Origin of the sequence: uncultured Ruminococcus sp., from assembly GCF_934476685.1 — a bacterium.
Lineage (GTDB): Bacteria > Bacillota > Clostridia > Oscillospirales > Ruminococcaceae > Hominimerdicola.
This window is the reverse complement of record NZ_CAKSNX010000003.1, coordinates 190053-207062: the sequence shown is the minus strand read 5'-3', so window position 1 is coordinate 207062 and position 17010 is coordinate 190053. Positions and strand designations below refer to the sequence as shown.

The 17010-nt window shown below is 46.2% G+C and carries 17 protein-coding genes; 11 read left to right on the top strand and 6 right to left on the bottom strand.

Annotated features, from left to right (window positions below; genetic code table 11):
* Nucleotides 1–51: 51 nt before the first annotated feature.
* The 6 genes from pyrF to Q0E19_RS05350 all read right to left on the bottom strand — a co-directional run bounded on the left by pyrF (nt 52) and on the right by Q0E19_RS05350 (nt 6630).
* The gene (gene pyrF, locus Q0E19_RS05375; RefSeq protein WP_294408034.1) at nt 52–987 is read right to left on the bottom strand and encodes an orotidine-5'-phosphate decarboxylase; all 936 of its coding nucleotides are present in this window, start codon (nt 985–987) and stop codon (nt 52–54) included.
* Nucleotides 988–1035: 48 nt separating this feature from the next.
* A complete protein-coding gene (locus Q0E19_RS05370; protein ID WP_294408033.1) occupies nt 1036–2316 on the bottom strand; it encodes a dihydroorotase in 1281 nt (426 codons plus the stop codon).
* A 15-nt stretch (nt 2317–2331) separates the two neighbouring features.
* Nucleotides 2332–2883 carry a hypothetical protein gene (locus Q0E19_RS05365; RefSeq protein ID WP_294408032.1) on the bottom strand — a complete coding sequence of 184 codons (552 nt, stop codon included), beginning with the start codon at nt 2881–2883 and terminating at the stop codon, nt 2332–2334.
* Nucleotides 2884–2930: 47 nt separating this feature from the next.
* A complete protein-coding gene (ilvD, locus tag Q0E19_RS05360) occupies nt 2931–4595 on the bottom strand; it encodes a dihydroxy-acid dehydratase (RefSeq protein ID WP_294408031.1) in 1665 nt (554 codons plus the stop codon).
* 55 nt (nt 4596–4650) lie between these two features.
* Nucleotides 4651–5607 (bottom strand): ROK family protein, encoded by a 957-nt coding sequence (locus Q0E19_RS05355; RefSeq protein WP_294408030.1) that lies wholly within the window; start codon nt 5605–5607, stop codon nt 4651–4653.
* A 75-nt stretch (nt 5608–5682) separates the two neighbouring features.
* Nucleotides 5683–6630 carry a type I phosphomannose isomerase catalytic subunit gene (locus tag Q0E19_RS05350; protein WP_294408029.1) on the bottom strand — a complete coding sequence of 316 codons (948 nt, stop codon included), beginning with the start codon at nt 6628–6630 and terminating at the stop codon, nt 5683–5685.
* Nucleotides 6631–6909: 279 nt separating this feature from the next.
* On the opposite strand from Q0E19_RS05350, the gene infC reads away from it, so the two are divergent.
* From infC to Q0E19_RS05295, 11 genes are all read left to right on the top strand, one after another.
* On the top strand, nt 6910–7464 hold the full coding sequence (infC, locus tag Q0E19_RS05345; protein WP_294408028.1) for a translation initiation factor IF-3: 555 nt from the start codon (nt 6910–6912) through the stop codon (nt 7462–7464).
* 22 nt (nt 7465–7486) lie between these two features.
* A complete protein-coding gene (gene rpmI / locus Q0E19_RS05340; RefSeq protein ID WP_022286867.1) occupies nt 7487–7684 on the top strand; it encodes a 50S ribosomal protein L35 in 198 nt (65 codons plus the stop codon).
* A 50-nt stretch (nt 7685–7734) separates the two neighbouring features.
* Entirely contained in the window at nt 7735–8088 is a 354-nt protein-coding gene (rplT, locus tag Q0E19_RS05335; RefSeq protein WP_294408026.1) for a 50S ribosomal protein L20, read from the top strand.
* Nucleotides 8089–8260: 172 nt separating this feature from the next.
* On the top strand, nt 8261–9019 hold the full coding sequence (locus tag Q0E19_RS05330) for an RNA methyltransferase (RefSeq protein ID WP_294408025.1): 759 nt from the start codon (nt 8261–8263) through the stop codon (nt 9017–9019).
* 19 nt (nt 9020–9038) lie between these two features.
* Nucleotides 9039–10292 carry a DNA-processing protein DprA gene (locus tag Q0E19_RS05325; RefSeq protein WP_294408024.1) on the top strand — a complete coding sequence of 418 codons (1254 nt, stop codon included), beginning with the start codon at nt 9039–9041 and terminating at the stop codon, nt 10290–10292.
* Between the two features lie 22 nt (nt 10293–10314).
* Nucleotides 10315–12405 (top strand): type I DNA topoisomerase, encoded by a 2091-nt coding sequence (topA, locus tag Q0E19_RS05320; RefSeq protein ID WP_294408023.1) that lies wholly within the window; start codon nt 10315–10317, stop codon nt 12403–12405.
* Nucleotides 12395–13711, top strand: coding sequence for a methylenetetrahydrofolate--tRNA-(uracil(54)-C(5))-methyltransferase (FADH(2)-oxidizing) TrmFO (gene trmFO / locus Q0E19_RS05315; protein ID WP_294408022.1), 1317 nt, complete (start codon nt 12395–12397; stop codon nt 13709–13711). The genes topA and trmFO overlap by 11 nt, the downstream gene beginning before the upstream one ends.
* 71 nt (nt 13712–13782) lie before the next feature.
* Nucleotides 13783–14247 (top strand): hypothetical protein, encoded by a 465-nt coding sequence (locus tag Q0E19_RS05310; protein WP_294408021.1) that lies wholly within the window; start codon nt 13783–13785, stop codon nt 14245–14247.
* A 35-nt stretch (nt 14248–14282) separates the two neighbouring features.
* A complete protein-coding gene (gene plsX, locus Q0E19_RS05305; protein WP_294408019.1) occupies nt 14283–15290 on the top strand; it encodes a phosphate acyltransferase PlsX in 1008 nt (335 codons plus the stop codon).
* A 1-nt stretch (nt 15291) separates the two neighbouring features.
* Nucleotides 15292–15990: a ribonuclease III gene (rnc, locus tag Q0E19_RS05300; protein ID WP_294408018.1), complete on the top strand. Its 699-nt coding sequence runs from the start codon at nt 15292–15294 to the stop codon at nt 15988–15990.
* Nucleotides 15980–16993 carry a radical SAM protein gene (locus Q0E19_RS05295; RefSeq protein WP_294408017.1) on the top strand — a complete coding sequence of 338 codons (1014 nt, stop codon included), beginning with the start codon at nt 15980–15982 and terminating at the stop codon, nt 16991–16993. Before rnc ends, Q0E19_RS05295 begins: the two co-directional genes overlap by 11 nt.
* Nucleotides 16994–17010 lie beyond the last annotated feature (17 nt).

Here is a 17010-nt window from a genome sequence, read left to right as displayed (position 1 = left end):
TCTTGAAATTCCTGTACTAAAGAACAGGCGGAATATATCCGCCTGCAAAAATTATTCAAGTGTTATCTTCGGAAGATATGAGATGATATCTTCTTTCATTCTTATGACCTCACGTCTTGCAGCCTTTGCAAAATCGTGTTCGTCACAATTCTCTTCCTTCTTGTAAGCGCACATTACACCACGGGAGGAGTTTACTATCGCACCAAGACCGTTCTTGTCAAATCCCTTTGAAACGCCCTCTGCGCCGCCGCCCTGAGCGCCGTAACCGGGAACAAGGAAGAATGTGTGCGGCAGAGCCTTTCTCATCTCAGCCAGCTGTTCCGGATAAGTTGCGCCCACAACAGCACCTACGCCGCTGTAACCATACTTGCCCATGACTTCTTCGCCCCATTTTTCGCACATATCGCCCATGGTAGCGTAAACTGTCTTGTCGCCGATCTTAAGATCCTGAAGTTCGCCTGAGGACTTGTTCGATGTCTTTACAAGCACGAAAATGCCCTTGTCGAAAGCCTTGCACTGTTCAAGAAGAGGATCAATTCCGTCTGAACCGAGGTAGCCGTTTACTGTAAGAGCGTCAGCACCGAAAGCCTCGATCTTTTCGCCGCCTACGTCAGTAAGTCCGAGGTGAGCGGTTGCATAGGCCTCCATAGTTGCGCCTATGTCGTTTCTCTTGCCGTCGGTCATAACGAACATACCTTTTTCCTTAGCATACTGTATCGTCTTGTACAGCGTCTTTACGCCCTCATAGCCATACATCTCATAGTATGCAGCCTGCGGCTTTATAGCAGGACAGATATCGTGTATCTCGTCGATTATCGCCTTGTTGAATTCCCATATAGCCTTTGCAGCACCCTTGAGTGTCTTGCCGTATTTCTTGAATTTCTTTTCCTTTATATACTCAGGAACGTAGTCCAGCTTAGGGTCAAGTCCTACTACTGACGGGTTCTGAGTTTTAACGATATTTTCAATAAGTCTGTCAAGTGACATTTTCGATCTTCCTTTCTGTCAGGGTTTGCGACCGTATCCGATAGCTTTTTACAACTCAAAAACGATCTTTCCTCTGCATATGGTGTAAATATTCTTTCCTTTGAGCTTTTCGCCCTTGAACACACTGTTCTTTGATTTTGAGTTAAGCTCCGCAGGAATTACCTCCCACTCATAGTCGGGGTCTATCACAGCGAGATCGCATCTTTCTCCAACGGCGATCTTTATGGGTTCAAGCCCCATGATCTTTCTAGGATTGATAGACATTATCTCAGCTATTTTGTTCATATCGCACTTTCCTGTGTGGTAAAGCTTAGTCAGCGTTGCCGCAAGGGAAGTTTCAAGTCCCACAACGCCGTTAGGCGCTTTTTCAAAGTCAGCCTTTTCCTCAGCGGAATGTGGAGCGTGGTCTGTGATTATGCAGTCGATAGTGCCGTCAAGAACAGCTTCCTCAACAGCCTTTCTGTCCTCCTCCGTTCTGAGCGGCGGCGACATTCTGTAATCTGCGTCACGGGACAACAGCTTTTCGTCCGTGAAGGTAAAGTAATGCGGTGCAGTTTCACAAGTCACCTTTACGCCGTCCTTTTTAGCGGCTCTGATGATGTTTACCGAACCCTTTGTTGAAACGTGGCAGATATGCACTCTTGCGTTGCAGCTCATAGCAAGGCAGATCTCTCTTGCAGTGATGTAGTCCTCAGACGCTCTGTCCATACCCCTGACTCCAAGCTTTTCCGAGATCTCTCCCTTGTTGATTATTCCGCCGTTGATTATTTTAAGATCCTCACAGTGTGATGTTACGATAAGACCGTTTTCGTTCGTAAGCTCAATGGCTCTTCTCATAAGCTCTGCATTTTCCACAGGTCTGCCGTCGTCGGATATCGCAGTAACTCCTGCGGCTTTAAGATCGTCATAATCGCAAAGCTCTTCGCCCTTCATACCCTTTGTGACGCAGGCTATCGGCAGTACGTCTATACCTGTCTTTGCGCCCTTTTCAAGAATGTATCTCACACCCTCGGCTGAGTCGATAGGCGGCTTTGTGTTCGGCATACAGGCAACGCCCGTAAAACCTCCCGCCTTTGCAGCGTTCGCACCGGTGATGATGTCCTCTTTATAAGTAAGACCTGGGTCACGGAAATGAACGTGCATATCGAACAGTCCGGGCAGAGCGTAAAGCCTGCCCTCGCCGTCAATAACTCTGACTCTGCCGTCCGCATCGGGACAGCTTATCTCACCGATCTCAGTGATGATCCCGTTTTCCACCGCAATATCAGTTATCTTATCAAGACCTGTCTGCGGGTCACAGGCTCTGACGTTTTTCAAAAGAAGATCCATAGTTTTTATCCTTAATTACTTTGATTTGCCGTCGTAGAAGTCCTCTACGGTAACAGTTCTTTCACAGTTGTAAACCTCTGTTGAGTTGGATACGATGAACTTGCATGTACCCTTTTCCTCTTCCTTCTGGATCTTGTTGTTTCTGAAAGCGACAGCGGTCTTGTCCTCTTCAGGGTATTCAAGATCTCTGTAAGTGAGGGTAGAGAACAGGAAAAGATTCTCGCCGAGATCTACGCTTTCGTCCTTGCCGAAAGGCAGGATAAGGAGCTTTATCTTCTTGTCATCCTCGTCGATCTTGAAGTAGCCCTTTGCGATGATAGCGTTGTCATCTTTAAGTGAAGCGTCCGGATCGTCATTTTCAAGGTGTACCATCTTGAAATCGCCCTCTGTGGAGAATTCAAGGACTACCTTGTTCTTTGTGTCTGTCCAGTAGCCTCTGATGAGCTGTCTTGATTCTGAATCGGTGCTTTTGTCAGGTGAGTTGAAAACGTATGTGCATATGAAGATGCCGCATACTACAAAAATAACGAAAATTATGCCTAGTAAACCTGATATGAATTTTTTCATCGGGATCAAACCTCCATAATTCTATAATTCTATTTTTATTTTTGTTATTACTTTATCTGAAGAACAGCGCCCTTGTTTGCCGATGTAACGAGTGAAGCATATCTTGCGGCATAGCCTGTCTTTATCTTTGGCTCTTTCGGAGTCCAGTTCTTCTTTCTCTCAGCAAGCTCTTCATCAGAAACCTTAAGCTCGATGCTGTGAGCGTTGATGTCTATTGCGATAGTGTCGCCCTCGTGAACGAAAGCGATAGTTCCGCCCATTGCAGCCTCAGGGCAAACATGACCGATAGCAGCTCCTCTTGTAGCACCGCTGAAACGTCCGTCTGTGATGAGTGCAACAGTTGAGCCAAGTCCCATGCCCTGAATAGCGGAAGTAGGATTGAGCATCTCTCTCATTCCCGGACCGCCCTTTGGACCTTCATATCTGATAACAACAACGTCGCCTGGAACGATCTTTCCGCCTCTGATAGCCTCGATAGCCTCTTCCTCGCTGTCGAATACTCTTGCAGGACCTTCGTGCTTGAGCATTTCAGGTGCAACAGCAGATCTCTTTACAACGCAGGTGTCAGGAGCAAGGTTGCCCTTAAGAACAGCGATACCGCCGTTCGGCATGAACGGATCATTGAGAGGTCTGATGATCTCAGGGTCTTTGTTCTCGCAGCCTGCGATATTCTCAGCAACAGTCTTTCCTGTGCAGGTGAGGCAGTCTGTGTGGATAAGATCCTTCTTAGCCAGCTCGTTGAGAACAGCGTAAACGCCGCCTGCCTCATTAAGATCCTCCATATATGTATGACCTGCAGGAGCAAGGTGACAGATGTTCGGTGTTCTTTCCGAGATCTCGTTTACAAGCTCCAGATCGAGGTCGATGCCGCACTCATGAGCGATAGCAGGGAGGTGGAGCATTGAGTTTGTGGAGCAGCCGAGAGCCATATCAGCAGCGATAGCGTTCTCGAAAGCCTTTTCAGTCATGATATCTCTTGGTCTGATGTTCTTTTTAAGAAGATCCATAACAGCCATACCTGCGTGCTTTGCAAGCTTAAGTCTTTCTGAATAAACCGCAGGGATAGTGCCGTTGCCCTTAAGTCCCATACCGAGAACTTCTGTAAGGCAGTTCATTGAGTTTGCTGTGTACATACCTGAACATGAACCGCAGGTAGGACATGCCTTGTTCTCAAATTCCTCAACGTCTGAAAGGTCGAACTTGCCTGCGTTATATGTTCCGACAGCCTCAAACATTGATGAAAGGGAAGTCTTTGAACCCTTTACATGACCTGCGAGCATAGGACCGCCCGAAACGAAAACGGTAGGAACATTTACTCTTGCCGCAGCCATGAGCAGACCCGGAACGTTCTTGTCGCAGTTAGGTACCATAACGAGAGCGTCAAAGTGATGAGCAAGCGCCATACATTCAGTTGAATCGGCAATAAGATCTCTTGTTACCAGAGAATACTTCATTCCCTGATGTCCCATAGCGATACCGTCGCATACTGCGATAGCAGGGAATACAACAGGAGTTCCGCCTGCCATTGCAACGCCCATTTTAACAGCTTCAACGATCTTGTCGATATTCATATGACCCGGTACGATCTCATTATAAGAAGAAACGATACCTACCAGCGGTCTTTCCATTTCTTCCTTAGTCATTCCCAGTGCATTGAAAAGGGATCTCTGAGGGGCTTTGTCTACGCCCTCACAAAAAAAGTTGTTTGCCATTTTAAATTACCTCTTTTATACAAAAAATATTTTTCAGTTTTAACAGTATCCAGCATTACTGATGTGAAAGTCCGAGGAAAGCCGCACCGATTATGCCTGCGTCATTTCCCAGTTTAGCAATAACTATCTCAGTGTTCTTTGCCGAATTCTTTGTGTAAACTTCCTTAGCCACAAGCTCTTTCAGCGGGAGAAGAAGAGGGTCGCCCTCGTTGCATACTCCGCCGCCGATACAGAGGATATCAGGCTGGAAAATGTTTATTGTGTTTGTTATGCCGCAGGCAAGATACTTTATGTACTTGTCAACGACTTCCTTGCCTGCTCTGTCGCCTGCTCTCATAGCATTGAAAGCAGTTCTGCCTGAGATCTTTCCGTCCTCTTCGTTCATCTTCCACATGATAGACGACTTATCTTCAAGCATAGCCTCTTTTGTCATTCTGATAAGACCTGTTGCAGAGGAGAAAACTTCAAAGCAGCCTTTTCTTCCGCAGGTGCATTCAGGACCGTTAGGGTCAATAACAGTATGACCTATCTCAGCTCCGGCAAAATTAAATCCTGAATAGATCTTTCCGTTGATGATTATTCCACCGCCTACGCCTGTGCCGAGTGTGATGCATACTGCATCGTTTGCACCCTTTGCGGCGCCTGCAACATACTCACCGTATGCTGCTGCGTTTGCGTCGTTCTCAACATAGCAAGGCTTGTCGATATACTTTCTCATAAGATCTACAACGTGGAAGTTGAGAAATCCCAGATTGTTTGAATATTCGATAACGCCTGTGTCGGAGTTTGCCGTACCCGGAGTGCCTATTCCAACAGATTCGATCTGAGCAATGTCAAGCCCAGCCTTTTCCACAGCTTCAAGAGCCACCTTAGCCATATCCGCACATATCTTTTCAGCAGGTCTTGGCAGATTTGTCTTGCAGGTAGCCTTTGCAATGATCTCGAAATCCTCAGTCACAACGCCTGCCTTGATGTTTGTGCCGCCGAGGTCTATACCTATGTAATACTTCATAATAATTATTTCTCCCTTTTACTTACTTAGCTTGCCGACTTTCTTTTCGGATCAAGCTTCAGCTTTTTTATCACCTTAGTCGATCTTTGTAAGGATAAATGTGCATTTTCCGTCAACAGTATATTTTCCTGTGCCTGCTGAAACGAAAATGCTGTCGCCCTTCTTAGCCTTTATGCCGTCCACAACAGGTTCGCCCTCAAGAACGAGTATGCTGTTGAACGACTTTTCGTCAGCCTCAAGTTCAGCCTTTGTTTCAACATTTACTCTGTAAGTTGTGAAATATTCGCACTTTGAAAGCAGCTTGATGTTGTATCCGTCCTTCTCCTCAACAGGTGTTTCAGGATACTGCTTTGCAGGTCCGAGAACAGTAACGTCCTTAGCCTTTTCAACGTGCAGCTCTCTCGGCTTGCCGTCCTTGCCAACTCTGCCGTAGTCGTAAATTCTGTATGTAGTATTTGAGTTCTGCTGTATCTCAGCAATAAGGATACCCTTTCCGATAGCGTGAAGAGTACCAGACTGGATAAAGAACACATCGCCCTTCTTTACAGGAACAGCATTTGTTACTTCGAGAAGAGTGTTGTCAGCGATCCTCTGAGCAAACTCGTCCTTTGAGATCTCCTGCTTGAAACCGTAGAGCAGCTGTGCGCCCTCGTCGCAGTCAACAACATACCACATCTCAGTCTTGCCGTATTCGCCCTCAACTCTCATAGCGTATTCGTTGTCAGGGTGTACCTGTACGGAAAGATTGTCCTTAGCGTCGATAAGCTTTATAAGGATAGGGAAGTTCTCAAATCTCTCGCAGTCGGTACCAAGAACAGACTTGCCTGCCTTTTCAATGTACTCCGAAAGAGTAAGTCCTGCGTACTCGCCGTCAGCAATAACGCTCGGACCGTCCTTGTGGCATGAAAGCTCCCAGCTCTCAGCGACCTTGTCGTAGTCACAGTCCTTGCCGTATTCGTCACGCAGACGTGTGCCGCCCCATATGTAATCCTTGAATGCAGGTTTAAGTTTAAATACTGCCATTTGTATATACCTCCGTAAAATGATTGAATTAAATATAAATATACCTTTTATAATGATACCATAAAACGGCTTTCAAGTCAAGGCAAAATAAAGGCAAAAAAATCTGATTTTTTTGAAAAAAGCCCTTGACAAACGGGATGATATGGTGTATACTAGGTTAGTAAACAAAGCAGAGCATTGATCCGTTCTCACCTTAAACGCCCGACGGAGGCTGTGAAAAGGTAACATAAGATCGCATTAACATAAGTTTGTGATATTATGCGGGCACGGATTTGATCTGTGCCCGTTTTATTTTATTTTTGGAGGTGCTGCGTCATTAGCAACAAAGAACATCAGATCAATGAAGAAATTCGCGATAAGGAACTTCGTGTGATCGACGTTGACGGAACTCAGCTTGGTATTCTGAGTGCAGAAGAAGCGCTGGATATAGCGTTTAAAAAAGATCTCGATCTGGTAAAGATCGCTCCTCAGGCTACACCGCCCGTATGCCGTATAATGGACTACGGAAAGTTCTGCTTTGAGCAGACTAAGCGTGAAAAGGAAGCCAGAAAGAACCAGAAGGTCATTGATATCAAAGAGGTAAGAATGTCCTCTACGATAGATACTCACGACTTTAACACAAAGGTCAATCAGGCGGTAAAGTTTCTTAAAAACGGCGATAAGCTCAAGGTGTCTGTAAGATTCCGCAAGCGTACAGTTGCACACCCGCAGTTCGGCGAAGAACTTCTTGTAAAGTTCAAGGAAGCTGTTTCTGAGGTCGGCGTTGTTGACAAGCCATCTAAAATGGAGGGACGAAGCCTTGTGATGTTCGTAACTCCGAAAACCAGCAAGTAAATAATTAAGGAGGATAAATAAAATGCCAAAGATCAAGACACATTCCGGTGCAAAGAAGCGTTTCAGCGTAACAGGCAGCGGCAAGGTTAAGTTCCAGCACACAAACAAGAGACACAGACTTACACAGAAGGATCACAAGCGTAAGAGAATTCTCAGAGGCGCAGCTTACGCAGACGATACCAATATCAAGAACGTAAAGGCTCTTATCCCTTACAAATAATAACGAGTTGTAGGGAAAACAATATTTAAAATTTCAGGAGGTAATTAACTATGGCTCGTGTTAAGGGAGCAATGATGACTCGAAAGAGAAGAAATAAGACACTTAAGCTTGCAAAGGGCTACTTCGGCGCAAAGAGCAAGCACTTCAAGATGGCTAAGCAGGCTGTAATGAAGTCAGGTCAGTATGCATACATCGGCAGAAAGCAGAAGAAGAGAGATTTCAGAAGACTCTGGATCACAAGAATCTCAGCTGCCTGCAAGATGAACGGCATCAACTACTCAACATTTATGAACGGCGTAAGCAAGGCTGGCATCAACCTCAACAGAAAGATGCTTTCCGAGATTGCTATCAGCGATCCTGCTGGTTTCACAGCTATCGTTGAAAAGGCAAAGGCTGCTCTTTAATAAAATAAAAAACACGCACGTTTTTACAGACATGCGTGTTTTGTTCTATAATAAGGTCGGTAATTTTTAGTATAAGAGGTGATCGAAGCTGCATATTATCAGTAAGGATAATCCTAAGATAAAGCTGTTCTGCAAGCTTTCCCAAAGCAAGAAACAGCGCCGTGAGAACGGTATGTATGTCCTTGAGGGAGCAAGACTTTGCGGCGAGGCTATTGAAAAATATCGTAACGGAGAGTTGGATATCTATGCAGCTTTCGCTTCTGAAAAAGCCCTTGAAAGGTATTCGCAGTATATACCGACTGAGCTTTTTGAAGATGAAAAAGCTGTTGATTTCTTCACCGTAAGCGAAAGCGTTTGCGACTTTATGAGCGGTACAAAAGGCTCTCAGGGAGTTTTTCTTATTGCTAAAACAGATGAAAGAATTCTTGCGGACGCTGATATTTCGGCTGGGAAAAGGTGCGGAAAATATATCGTTCTGGATAATCTTCAGGATCCCGGCAATGTGGGAACTATTCTCAGAACTGCCGACGCAGTAGGTGTTGACGGAGTTGTGATGTGCAATAACTGCTGTGAGCTTTATAACCCGAAAACCATACGTTCTGCTATGGGTTCGGCACTCAGGCTGAATATATATAACGCCGGTGAACTTTCGGAGGTCTGCGAGGTGTTCGCTAAAGCAGGGGTGAAAACTTTTGCTGCGGTCATTGACAGCGATGCGACTTCTGTTGCGAAATGTGATTTCAGTGGCAGCTGTGCGGTGGTCATCGGAAACGAGGGCAACGGACTTTTAAAGGAAGACGCTGACTGCTGTGATGAGAAGATAACCATAAAAATGCACGGAAATATTAATTCTCTTAATGCCGCTATGGCAGGGGGAATAATCCTCTGGGAGATGTTCAGAGAGGATAACGGCAGAGATACTAAGCTTTGAGAAACGGAGGTATCCGTATATGGCGGCTAAACGTGAAGCATTGTGGCTGTGGGCAGTGACGGTTTTCGGCACAGGAAAAAGACTGTGGCAGGCGGCTGAAAATATCGAAGATATGGCTGAGTTTACAGACGCTGTGAAAAAGCACGGGCTGTCATATATCACTCAGGCTGAGTATGACAGAGCGGACGCTCTCAGTTTTGAGCAGGCGGAAGAAATGCTTGAAAACTGTGAAAAGAGCGGACAGAAGTATTTATGTTATGAAAGTGAGGGCTATCCCAAACGGCTGAGGAAGATCGCTGATCCTCCTGCAATGCTGTTCTATAAGGGTAACCTTGACTTTTTAAACGATAAATGCGTAATAAATGTGGTGGGAACAAGACACCCCTCGGAGTATTCGCTGAATACGGCGGATAAGCTTTGCAGGGAACTTTGCGAAAAAGGATTTATTCTCGGCTCAGGCTTTGCCAACGGGATAGATCAGAGGGTGAACTGTATCTCACTTGAAAATAACAGCTTTCCGCTGGCGGTTTGTGCCTCGCCGATAGATTATGACTATCCGAAGGGCAGCTCAGAGCTGAAAGAAATGATAGCCGAAAAGGGCGTTGTGATATCTGAAATGCCGTCGGGCAGCAGAATGTTCAGCGGTTCTTTTACGGCGAGAAACAGGATATCTGTGGGGTTGTCTGACGGAGTCCTGTTTGTTGAGGCAGGAAGTGAGAGCAGGGGACTGGATAACTTTTCCCATGCTGTGTATCAGGGCAAAACCGTGTTTGCCGTTCCGCCTCATGATATTTATGATAAAAGATATTTCGGTCAGCGTGACCTTATCAGAAACGGCTGTGTGCCTGTTTTTGATGCACAGGATATTGTTAGAACGCTGTCGGAGGGAAATGTTTACGGCTTGAAGTATGCATCGGAAAACGGCGGATATGCAATGCCGACGGAAGATTCGGGATTTTTCGGTGCGGAAAATAATATAGTTAAAGCACATAAAGCTCATAAGCACGGCCGCAAAACTGAAAAGCCTGCGGGATATCCCGATGAAACTATTTCTGAAACGAAAAATAATAAAAAGAACGATATCGACTATTCCGCTCTGGAAGAGCAGCAGGCGGATATATGCAGACTTCTTGAAGAAAAAGCTATGCTTGCGGACGAGATCGCAGCAGTGCTTGAAAAAGATATTTCGGAGGTCTTTGCTGAACTTACCGAGCTGGAGCTTAATGGATATGTTGCGTCGCTGCCCGGAAAAATGTACGGGCTGATACGTTAAAACCTTAGAACGGAGAATGAATTTGTCTGATTTAGTAATTGTAGAGTCGCCGCATAAGGCGAAAACAGTAAAACGCTATCTTAGCGGAGATTATGAGGTAGTCGCCTCAATGGGACATCTGAGAGATCTCCCGAAATCAAAGCTGGGAGTTGATATAGACAACGATTTTGAACCGCATTATATCAACATCAAGGATAAGGAATCACTTATCAAGGAAATAAAGAAAAAAGCAAAAAACAGCGACCACGTCTATCTCGCAGGCGACCCGGACCGTGAGGGAGAGGCTATCTCATGGCATCTGGCACAGCTGCTCGGTCTGGATATGAACGAGAAGAACAGAGTTGCTTTTAACGAGATCACAAAGAGCGGTATTGAGGCAGGTATGAGCCACCCAAGAACTATCGACCTCAATCTTGTGAACGCTCAGCAGGCGAGAAGAATACTCGACAGAATAGTCGGCTATAAGCTTTCACCGTTCCTTTGGAGAAAGATAAGAAGAGGTCTTTCCGCAGGAAGAGTGCAGTCTGTTGCAGTTAAGATGATATGTGACAGAGAAAATGAGATAAGGGCATTCGTTTCGCAGGAATACTGGTCTATCGATGGAAAGTTCCTTGCAAAATCAAGCCGTAAGGCTTTTTCAGCAAAGCTAAATACCATTGACGGCAAAAAGGCTGAACTGAAAAGCAAAGAGGAAACGGACGCTGTCCTTGCAAGACTTGACGGAGCGGAGTTCGTTATCGACAAGGTGAAGAAAAGCGTGCATAAGAAAACACCTGCCGCACCGTTCACAACTTCTACTCTCCAGCAGGAAGCTTCAAGACGATTGGGATTTCAGGGCAGACGTACAATGAAAGCCGCTCAGGAATTGTATGAAGGTCTTGAAATAAACGGTATGGGTGCGATAGGTCTTATCACATATATGAGAACCGACAGCCTGCGTATCTCTGACGAGGCTAGAAACGCAGCCTATACTTTTATAAAAGGAAAGTACGGCGACAAGTATATTCCTGAGTCGCCAAAGGTGTATAAAACAAAGGGCAATGCGCAGGACGCTCACGAAGCTATACGTCCTACCGACCCGAACATCACTCCTGACCTTGTAAAGGCGAGCGGAGTAACAAACGATCAGTATAAGCTGTATAAGCTTATATGGGAAAGATTTATTGCGTCCCAGATGGCTAACTGCCTTATGGATACCATGTCGGTGGATATCTCTGCCGCAGGCTGTATGTTCAAGGCAACAGGCTATTCAGTGAAGTTCGACGGCTTTACTGTTCTTTACGAAGAGTCAAAGGACGAGGAGGACGATAAGAAAAATGTGCTGCCTGCCATAGAAAAGGGCGACGTTATAAAGGCGAAGTCCATTGACGGCAATCAGCATTTCACTCAGCCGCCTCCGAGATATACCGAGGCTACGCTGGTAAAGGCTTTTGAAGAAACCGGTATCGGCAGACCGTCAACTTATGTTACCACCATTACGACCATACTCAACAGAAGTTATGTTGAACGTGACGGAAAACAGCTCAAGCCGACCGCTCTGGGCGAGGTAACGAACCAACTTATGAGCGAGCATTTCAACAAGATAGTTGACGTGAAGTTCACAGCTAATATGGAAACGAGCCTTGACGAAGTTGAAAGCGGAAAGGCAAGCTGGGTAAAGACTCTGAAAGATTTCTATGCCGATTTCGACAGCGAGCTTTCTGAGGCGGAAGTCGCTATGGAGGGCAAGCGTGTCAAAGTCCCTGACGAGGAAACGGATCAGATATGCGAGATATGCGGAAAGCCTATGGTAATAAAGATAGGCAGATACGGAAAGTTTATGGCTTGCTCAGGCTTTCCGGATTGTACGAATACAAAGAGGATAGTTCAGGAAACGGGCGGCATATGTCCGTTTTGCGGCAAAAAGGTGCTGCTCAAAAAGTCCAAGAAGGGCAAGAAGTATTACGGCTGCGAGGATAATCCTGAATGCAGCTTTATGACATGGGATCTCCCGACGGAGGAAAAATGCCCTAAGTGCGGTTCTACCCTCTTCCAGAAGGGCGGAAAGAACGGCATACTGATATGTCATAAGCCTGACTGCGGATACGAAAGGAATTTATCAAATGACGGTTAAGGTTATCGGAGCGGGACTTGCAGGCTGCGAGGCTGCATGGCAGCTTGCCTGCGCAGGGATAGATACAGAGCTTTATGAAATGAAGCCGAAAAAGTTTACCCCTGCCCATAAGTATAAAGGCTTTGCGGAGCTTGTGTGTTCAAACTCGCTCAAAGCCGAGCGTGTCGATTCCGCAGCAGGAATGCTTAAAGAGGAAATGCGCAGACTGGGTTCGCTTACCATAGAATGTGCCTATGCCGCAAAGGTTTCGGCAGGCGGTGCGCTGGCGGTGGACAGAGAAAAGTTTTCCGACCTTGTGACGGAAAAGATAAAAGCTCACCCGCATATAACCGTTATAGAGGACGAGGTAACAAAGATACCTGAGGGCAATGTGATAATCGCCACAGGTCCGCTGACCTCAGACCTGCTGGCGGAGGATATTAAAAAGCTGTGCGGAGATTATCTGTATTTCCATGACGCAGCAGCTCCGATAGTCACATATGAAAGTCTTGACAAGGACAAGGTTTTCTTTGCCTCACGCTACGGAAAAGGCGAGGCTGATTATATAAACTGTCCTATGGATAAGGACGAGTATATGAGATTTTATAATGAACTTATCAATGCGGAATCCGCTCCGCTCCATGAGTTTGACAAGGAGCATTTCGGCAAGGATAATTTCAAGGTGTACGAGGGCTGTATGCCTGTTGAGGTGCTTGCCAAAAGGGGCGAGGATACGATGCGGTTCGGTCCGCTCAAACCTGTGGGACTGACCGATCCAAGGACAGGAAAAAGACCTTACGCAGTAGTTCAGCTGAGAGCGGAAAACGCAGGGGGAACGATGTATAACCTTGTTGGCTTTCAGACAAATCTCAAATTCGGCGAGCAGAAGAGAGTGTTCTCGCTTATCACAGGACTTGAAAATGCAGAGTTCGTAAGATACGGAGTAATGCACAGGAACACATTTATAAATTCGCCGAAGCTGCTCAATGAACAGTTCAATATGCGTGAGCGTGAGAACCTCTATTTCGCAGGTCAGATGACAGGCGTTGAGGGATATATAGAATCTGCGGCAAGCGGCATTTTCGCAGGGCTCAATATGGCAAGGCATCTTCAGGGCAAGAGCTATGTGAGCCTGCCGGAAACAACGATGCTGGGTGCGCTTTCAAAATATATAAGCGACCAGACTGTTGAAAAGTTCCAGCCTATGGGCTGCAATATGGGCATACTGCCTGCGCTGCCTGAGAGGATAAGGGATAAAAAGCTTAAATACAGCATGATAGCTGAAAGAGGTCTTGCGGATCTCGATAAGGTCCTTGAAGAAATATGATGTCTTGCCCTGTGCAGTGAGATGTGGTATAATAAATTGGAAAACTGTACAGAGGGGAGCGTGGATAGGATATGGAGCATATAAGCGATAAGATCCTGCTGACGGTAAGCAGGATAGTCACGGCTTTCTTTGAGATGACAGGAGATCTTGCGGACAGGTTCGGCTTTGATGTCGGCATGAAAAAGCTTATGGCGATACAGGTGGTCGCAGTCATATGGACGGCGATAGCGGCGCTGATAACGTCCTGCTGTATGATACCTGAGCTTAAAAAGAAAAGATCAGCACCATGTATGATCGCCATGTGCGTTTGCGTTACATTGGCTGTTATAGAGATCGTTCTGACGGTGGTGTGCATACCTGCGGCGGCTGTGCTGCCGATCGTGAATATAGTGCATATCATATTTGCGGTCATGGTACTGGTACATATGAGAAAACGAAAAGGAAAGCTTTGCAGACTTGCGGCAGCTGTTCTGATGATACTGTCGGCGGCAACGCTGCTCTTGTCGGGAATGATATTTACTGCTGCGGCAGGCTGATAAATTTAAGATAGATTTAATAAGGAGAATGTCTTATGAATATAGTTATAGACGCATTCGGCGGAGATAATGCCCCGCTGGAAGTTATAAAAGGCGCTATTGACGCTCAGAGAGATTTCAGCGTTGACATCACTCTTGTGGGCGATGAAAAGAAGATAAAGAAGTGTGCATCAGATAACGGACTTGATATCTCTGCACTTCAGATACGTCACGCAGATACAGTTATAGAGATCTGCGACGAACCTACCGAGGTAATAAAGGGCAAAAAGGACTGCTCAATGGCTGTCGGTATGAAAATGCTTGCCGACGGAGAGGGTGACGCTTTCGTTTCAGCAGGTTCAACAGGTGCGCTTGTGGTGGGCGCAACATTTATCGTAAAGAGAATAAAGGGCATAAAAAGACCTGCCCTTGCAACTATCCTCCCAACAGCAGGAGATCCTACGATGCTGCTGGACAGCGGAGCAAATGCGGACTGCCGTCCTGAAATGCTTGTTCAGTTCGGTATTATGGGTTCAGCATATATGAACAAGATACTGGGCGTGGACGAGCCGAGAGTTGCCCTTGCAAACATCGGTGCAGAGCCGTCAAAGGGAAGAGATCTGGAGCTTGAAACATACAAGCAGCTGCAGACCGCACCTGTGAACTTTATAGGAAACCTTGAGGCAAGACAGCTCCCTCTCGGTGACTGTGACGTGTGCGTAGCGGACGGATTCAGCGGAAACCTTATGCTCAAGCTGTATGAGGGTATGGCTAAGTTCTTCTCAGGAGAGCTGAAAACCCTGCTCACAAAGGATTTCAAGTCAAAGATAGCAGCTTTGCTTGTGCTTAATAATGTAAAGGAGTTCAAGCAGAAGGTTGACTATTCCGAATACGGCGGAGCGCCTCTTCTCGGAACAGCAAAGCCTGTTATAAAGGCTCACGGCAGCTCAAATGCAAGAGCATTCTACAACGCAGTAAGACAGGCAAAGCAGTTTACTGAAACAAAGGTCATCGACTCTATCACAGAGGCGCTTGATTCAATGAAAGAAAAGCAGGAGATCTAATATGGACGAACGTCAGAATCTTTTGGATTTTCAGAAGAAAATCGGTTACACATTCAAGGACGAAAAGCTGCTCTACGAGGCACTTTCCCATTCTTCCTTTGCAAATGAAAATAAAAAGCACAGAAACAGCAACGAGCGTCTGGAATTTCTGGGCGATTCGGTGCTGTCCATAGTTGTGTCGGATTATATCTTTGAGCATTTCAAGCATCTTCCTGAGGGCGAGCTTACAAAGCTGAGAGCGTCACTGGTGTGCGAAAAGGCTCTGTTCGAGTTCTCGAAAAAGATAGAGCTTGGAAAGTATATTTTCCTCGGAAAGGGCGAAGAGATGACAGGCGGAAGAGAACGTGCGTCTATCGTTTCCGACGCTATGGAGGCTGTTATCGCAGCTATATATCTTGACGGCGGCATAGAGCCTGCAAGAAAGCATATAATGGGATTTCTGCCGAAGGATATCACCCCAGACCATACTACTGCATTCCACGATTACAAGACAGTTCTTCAGGAGATAATACAGAAAAATCCTGAGGAGAAGATAGAATATTTCCTTAAAGCCGAGGACGGCCCTGACCACGATAAGAAATTCACAGTTCAGGTGCTGCTCAACAGCAACGTTATCGGAACGGGAATAGGCAGATCGAAGAAGAGCGCAGAGCAGAACGCTGCAAAAGAAGCGCTGGAGCTTATGGGATATGCACAGTAATATTTCAATATTCGTCCCCCATGTGGGCTGCCCACATATGTGCGCTTTCTGCAATCAGCGGACTATTACGGGAACGGAAAGCATACCTCATGCCGCAGATGTAAAAAGAACCTGTTCGCAGGCTATGGAGCAGATAAAAGAACCTCAGAACACGCAGATAGCCTTTTTCGGCGGCAGCTTTACGGCTGTTCCGAGAGAGTATATGACCGAGCTGCTTGAGGCGGCGCAGGAGTTTATCGGTGACGGAAAGTTCAGCGGCATAAGGATATCCACACGTCCCGATTACATTGATGACGAGATACTTTCCCTGCTGAAAAAATATAACGTCCGATCTATCGAGCTTGGCGCACAGTCCATGTGCGATGAGGTATTGCAGGCAAATGAAAGAGGACATAGCGCACAGGACGTTGCTGATGCCGCACGGCTTATAAAAAAGTACGGCTTTGAGCTTGGACTTCAGATGATGATAGGTCTTTATAAAAGCTCAGAGGAAAGAGAGCGTGAGTCTTTTGAAAAGATATGCGCCCTCAGACCCGATACGCTGAGGATATATCCTGTGGTAATTCTTGAGGGAACGGCTTTGGGAGAGCTTTACAAGAAAGGCGAATACAAGCCTTTCAGCTTTGATACAGCGGTAAAGCTGTGCGGGCAGTTTCTTGAAGAATCGCAGCAGCTCGGCATAAGAGTAATAAAGCTTGGACTTCACGCCAGTGAGTTTGTGGAGGATCAGGCTTTGGGCGGGTTTTATCACCCCGCTTTCCGTGAACTGTGCGAAAGCGAGATATATTTCGGCAGGATAGTTTCGGCGATGAAAGAGAACGGAAAAACTTCTGCGGTGATATCCGTTCCGTCAAGAAATCTCAGCAAAGCACTGGGACAGAAAAAGAGCAATTTAAAACGCTTTGAGGATATGGGTCTGAATGTAAAGATAGTTGCAGACAAGGCTCAGAGCGAAGATGTTTATTTAAAGATGATTGAGGATAAAAGCGATATCAGAAAATAAAGAACGGCGGTGTGTAA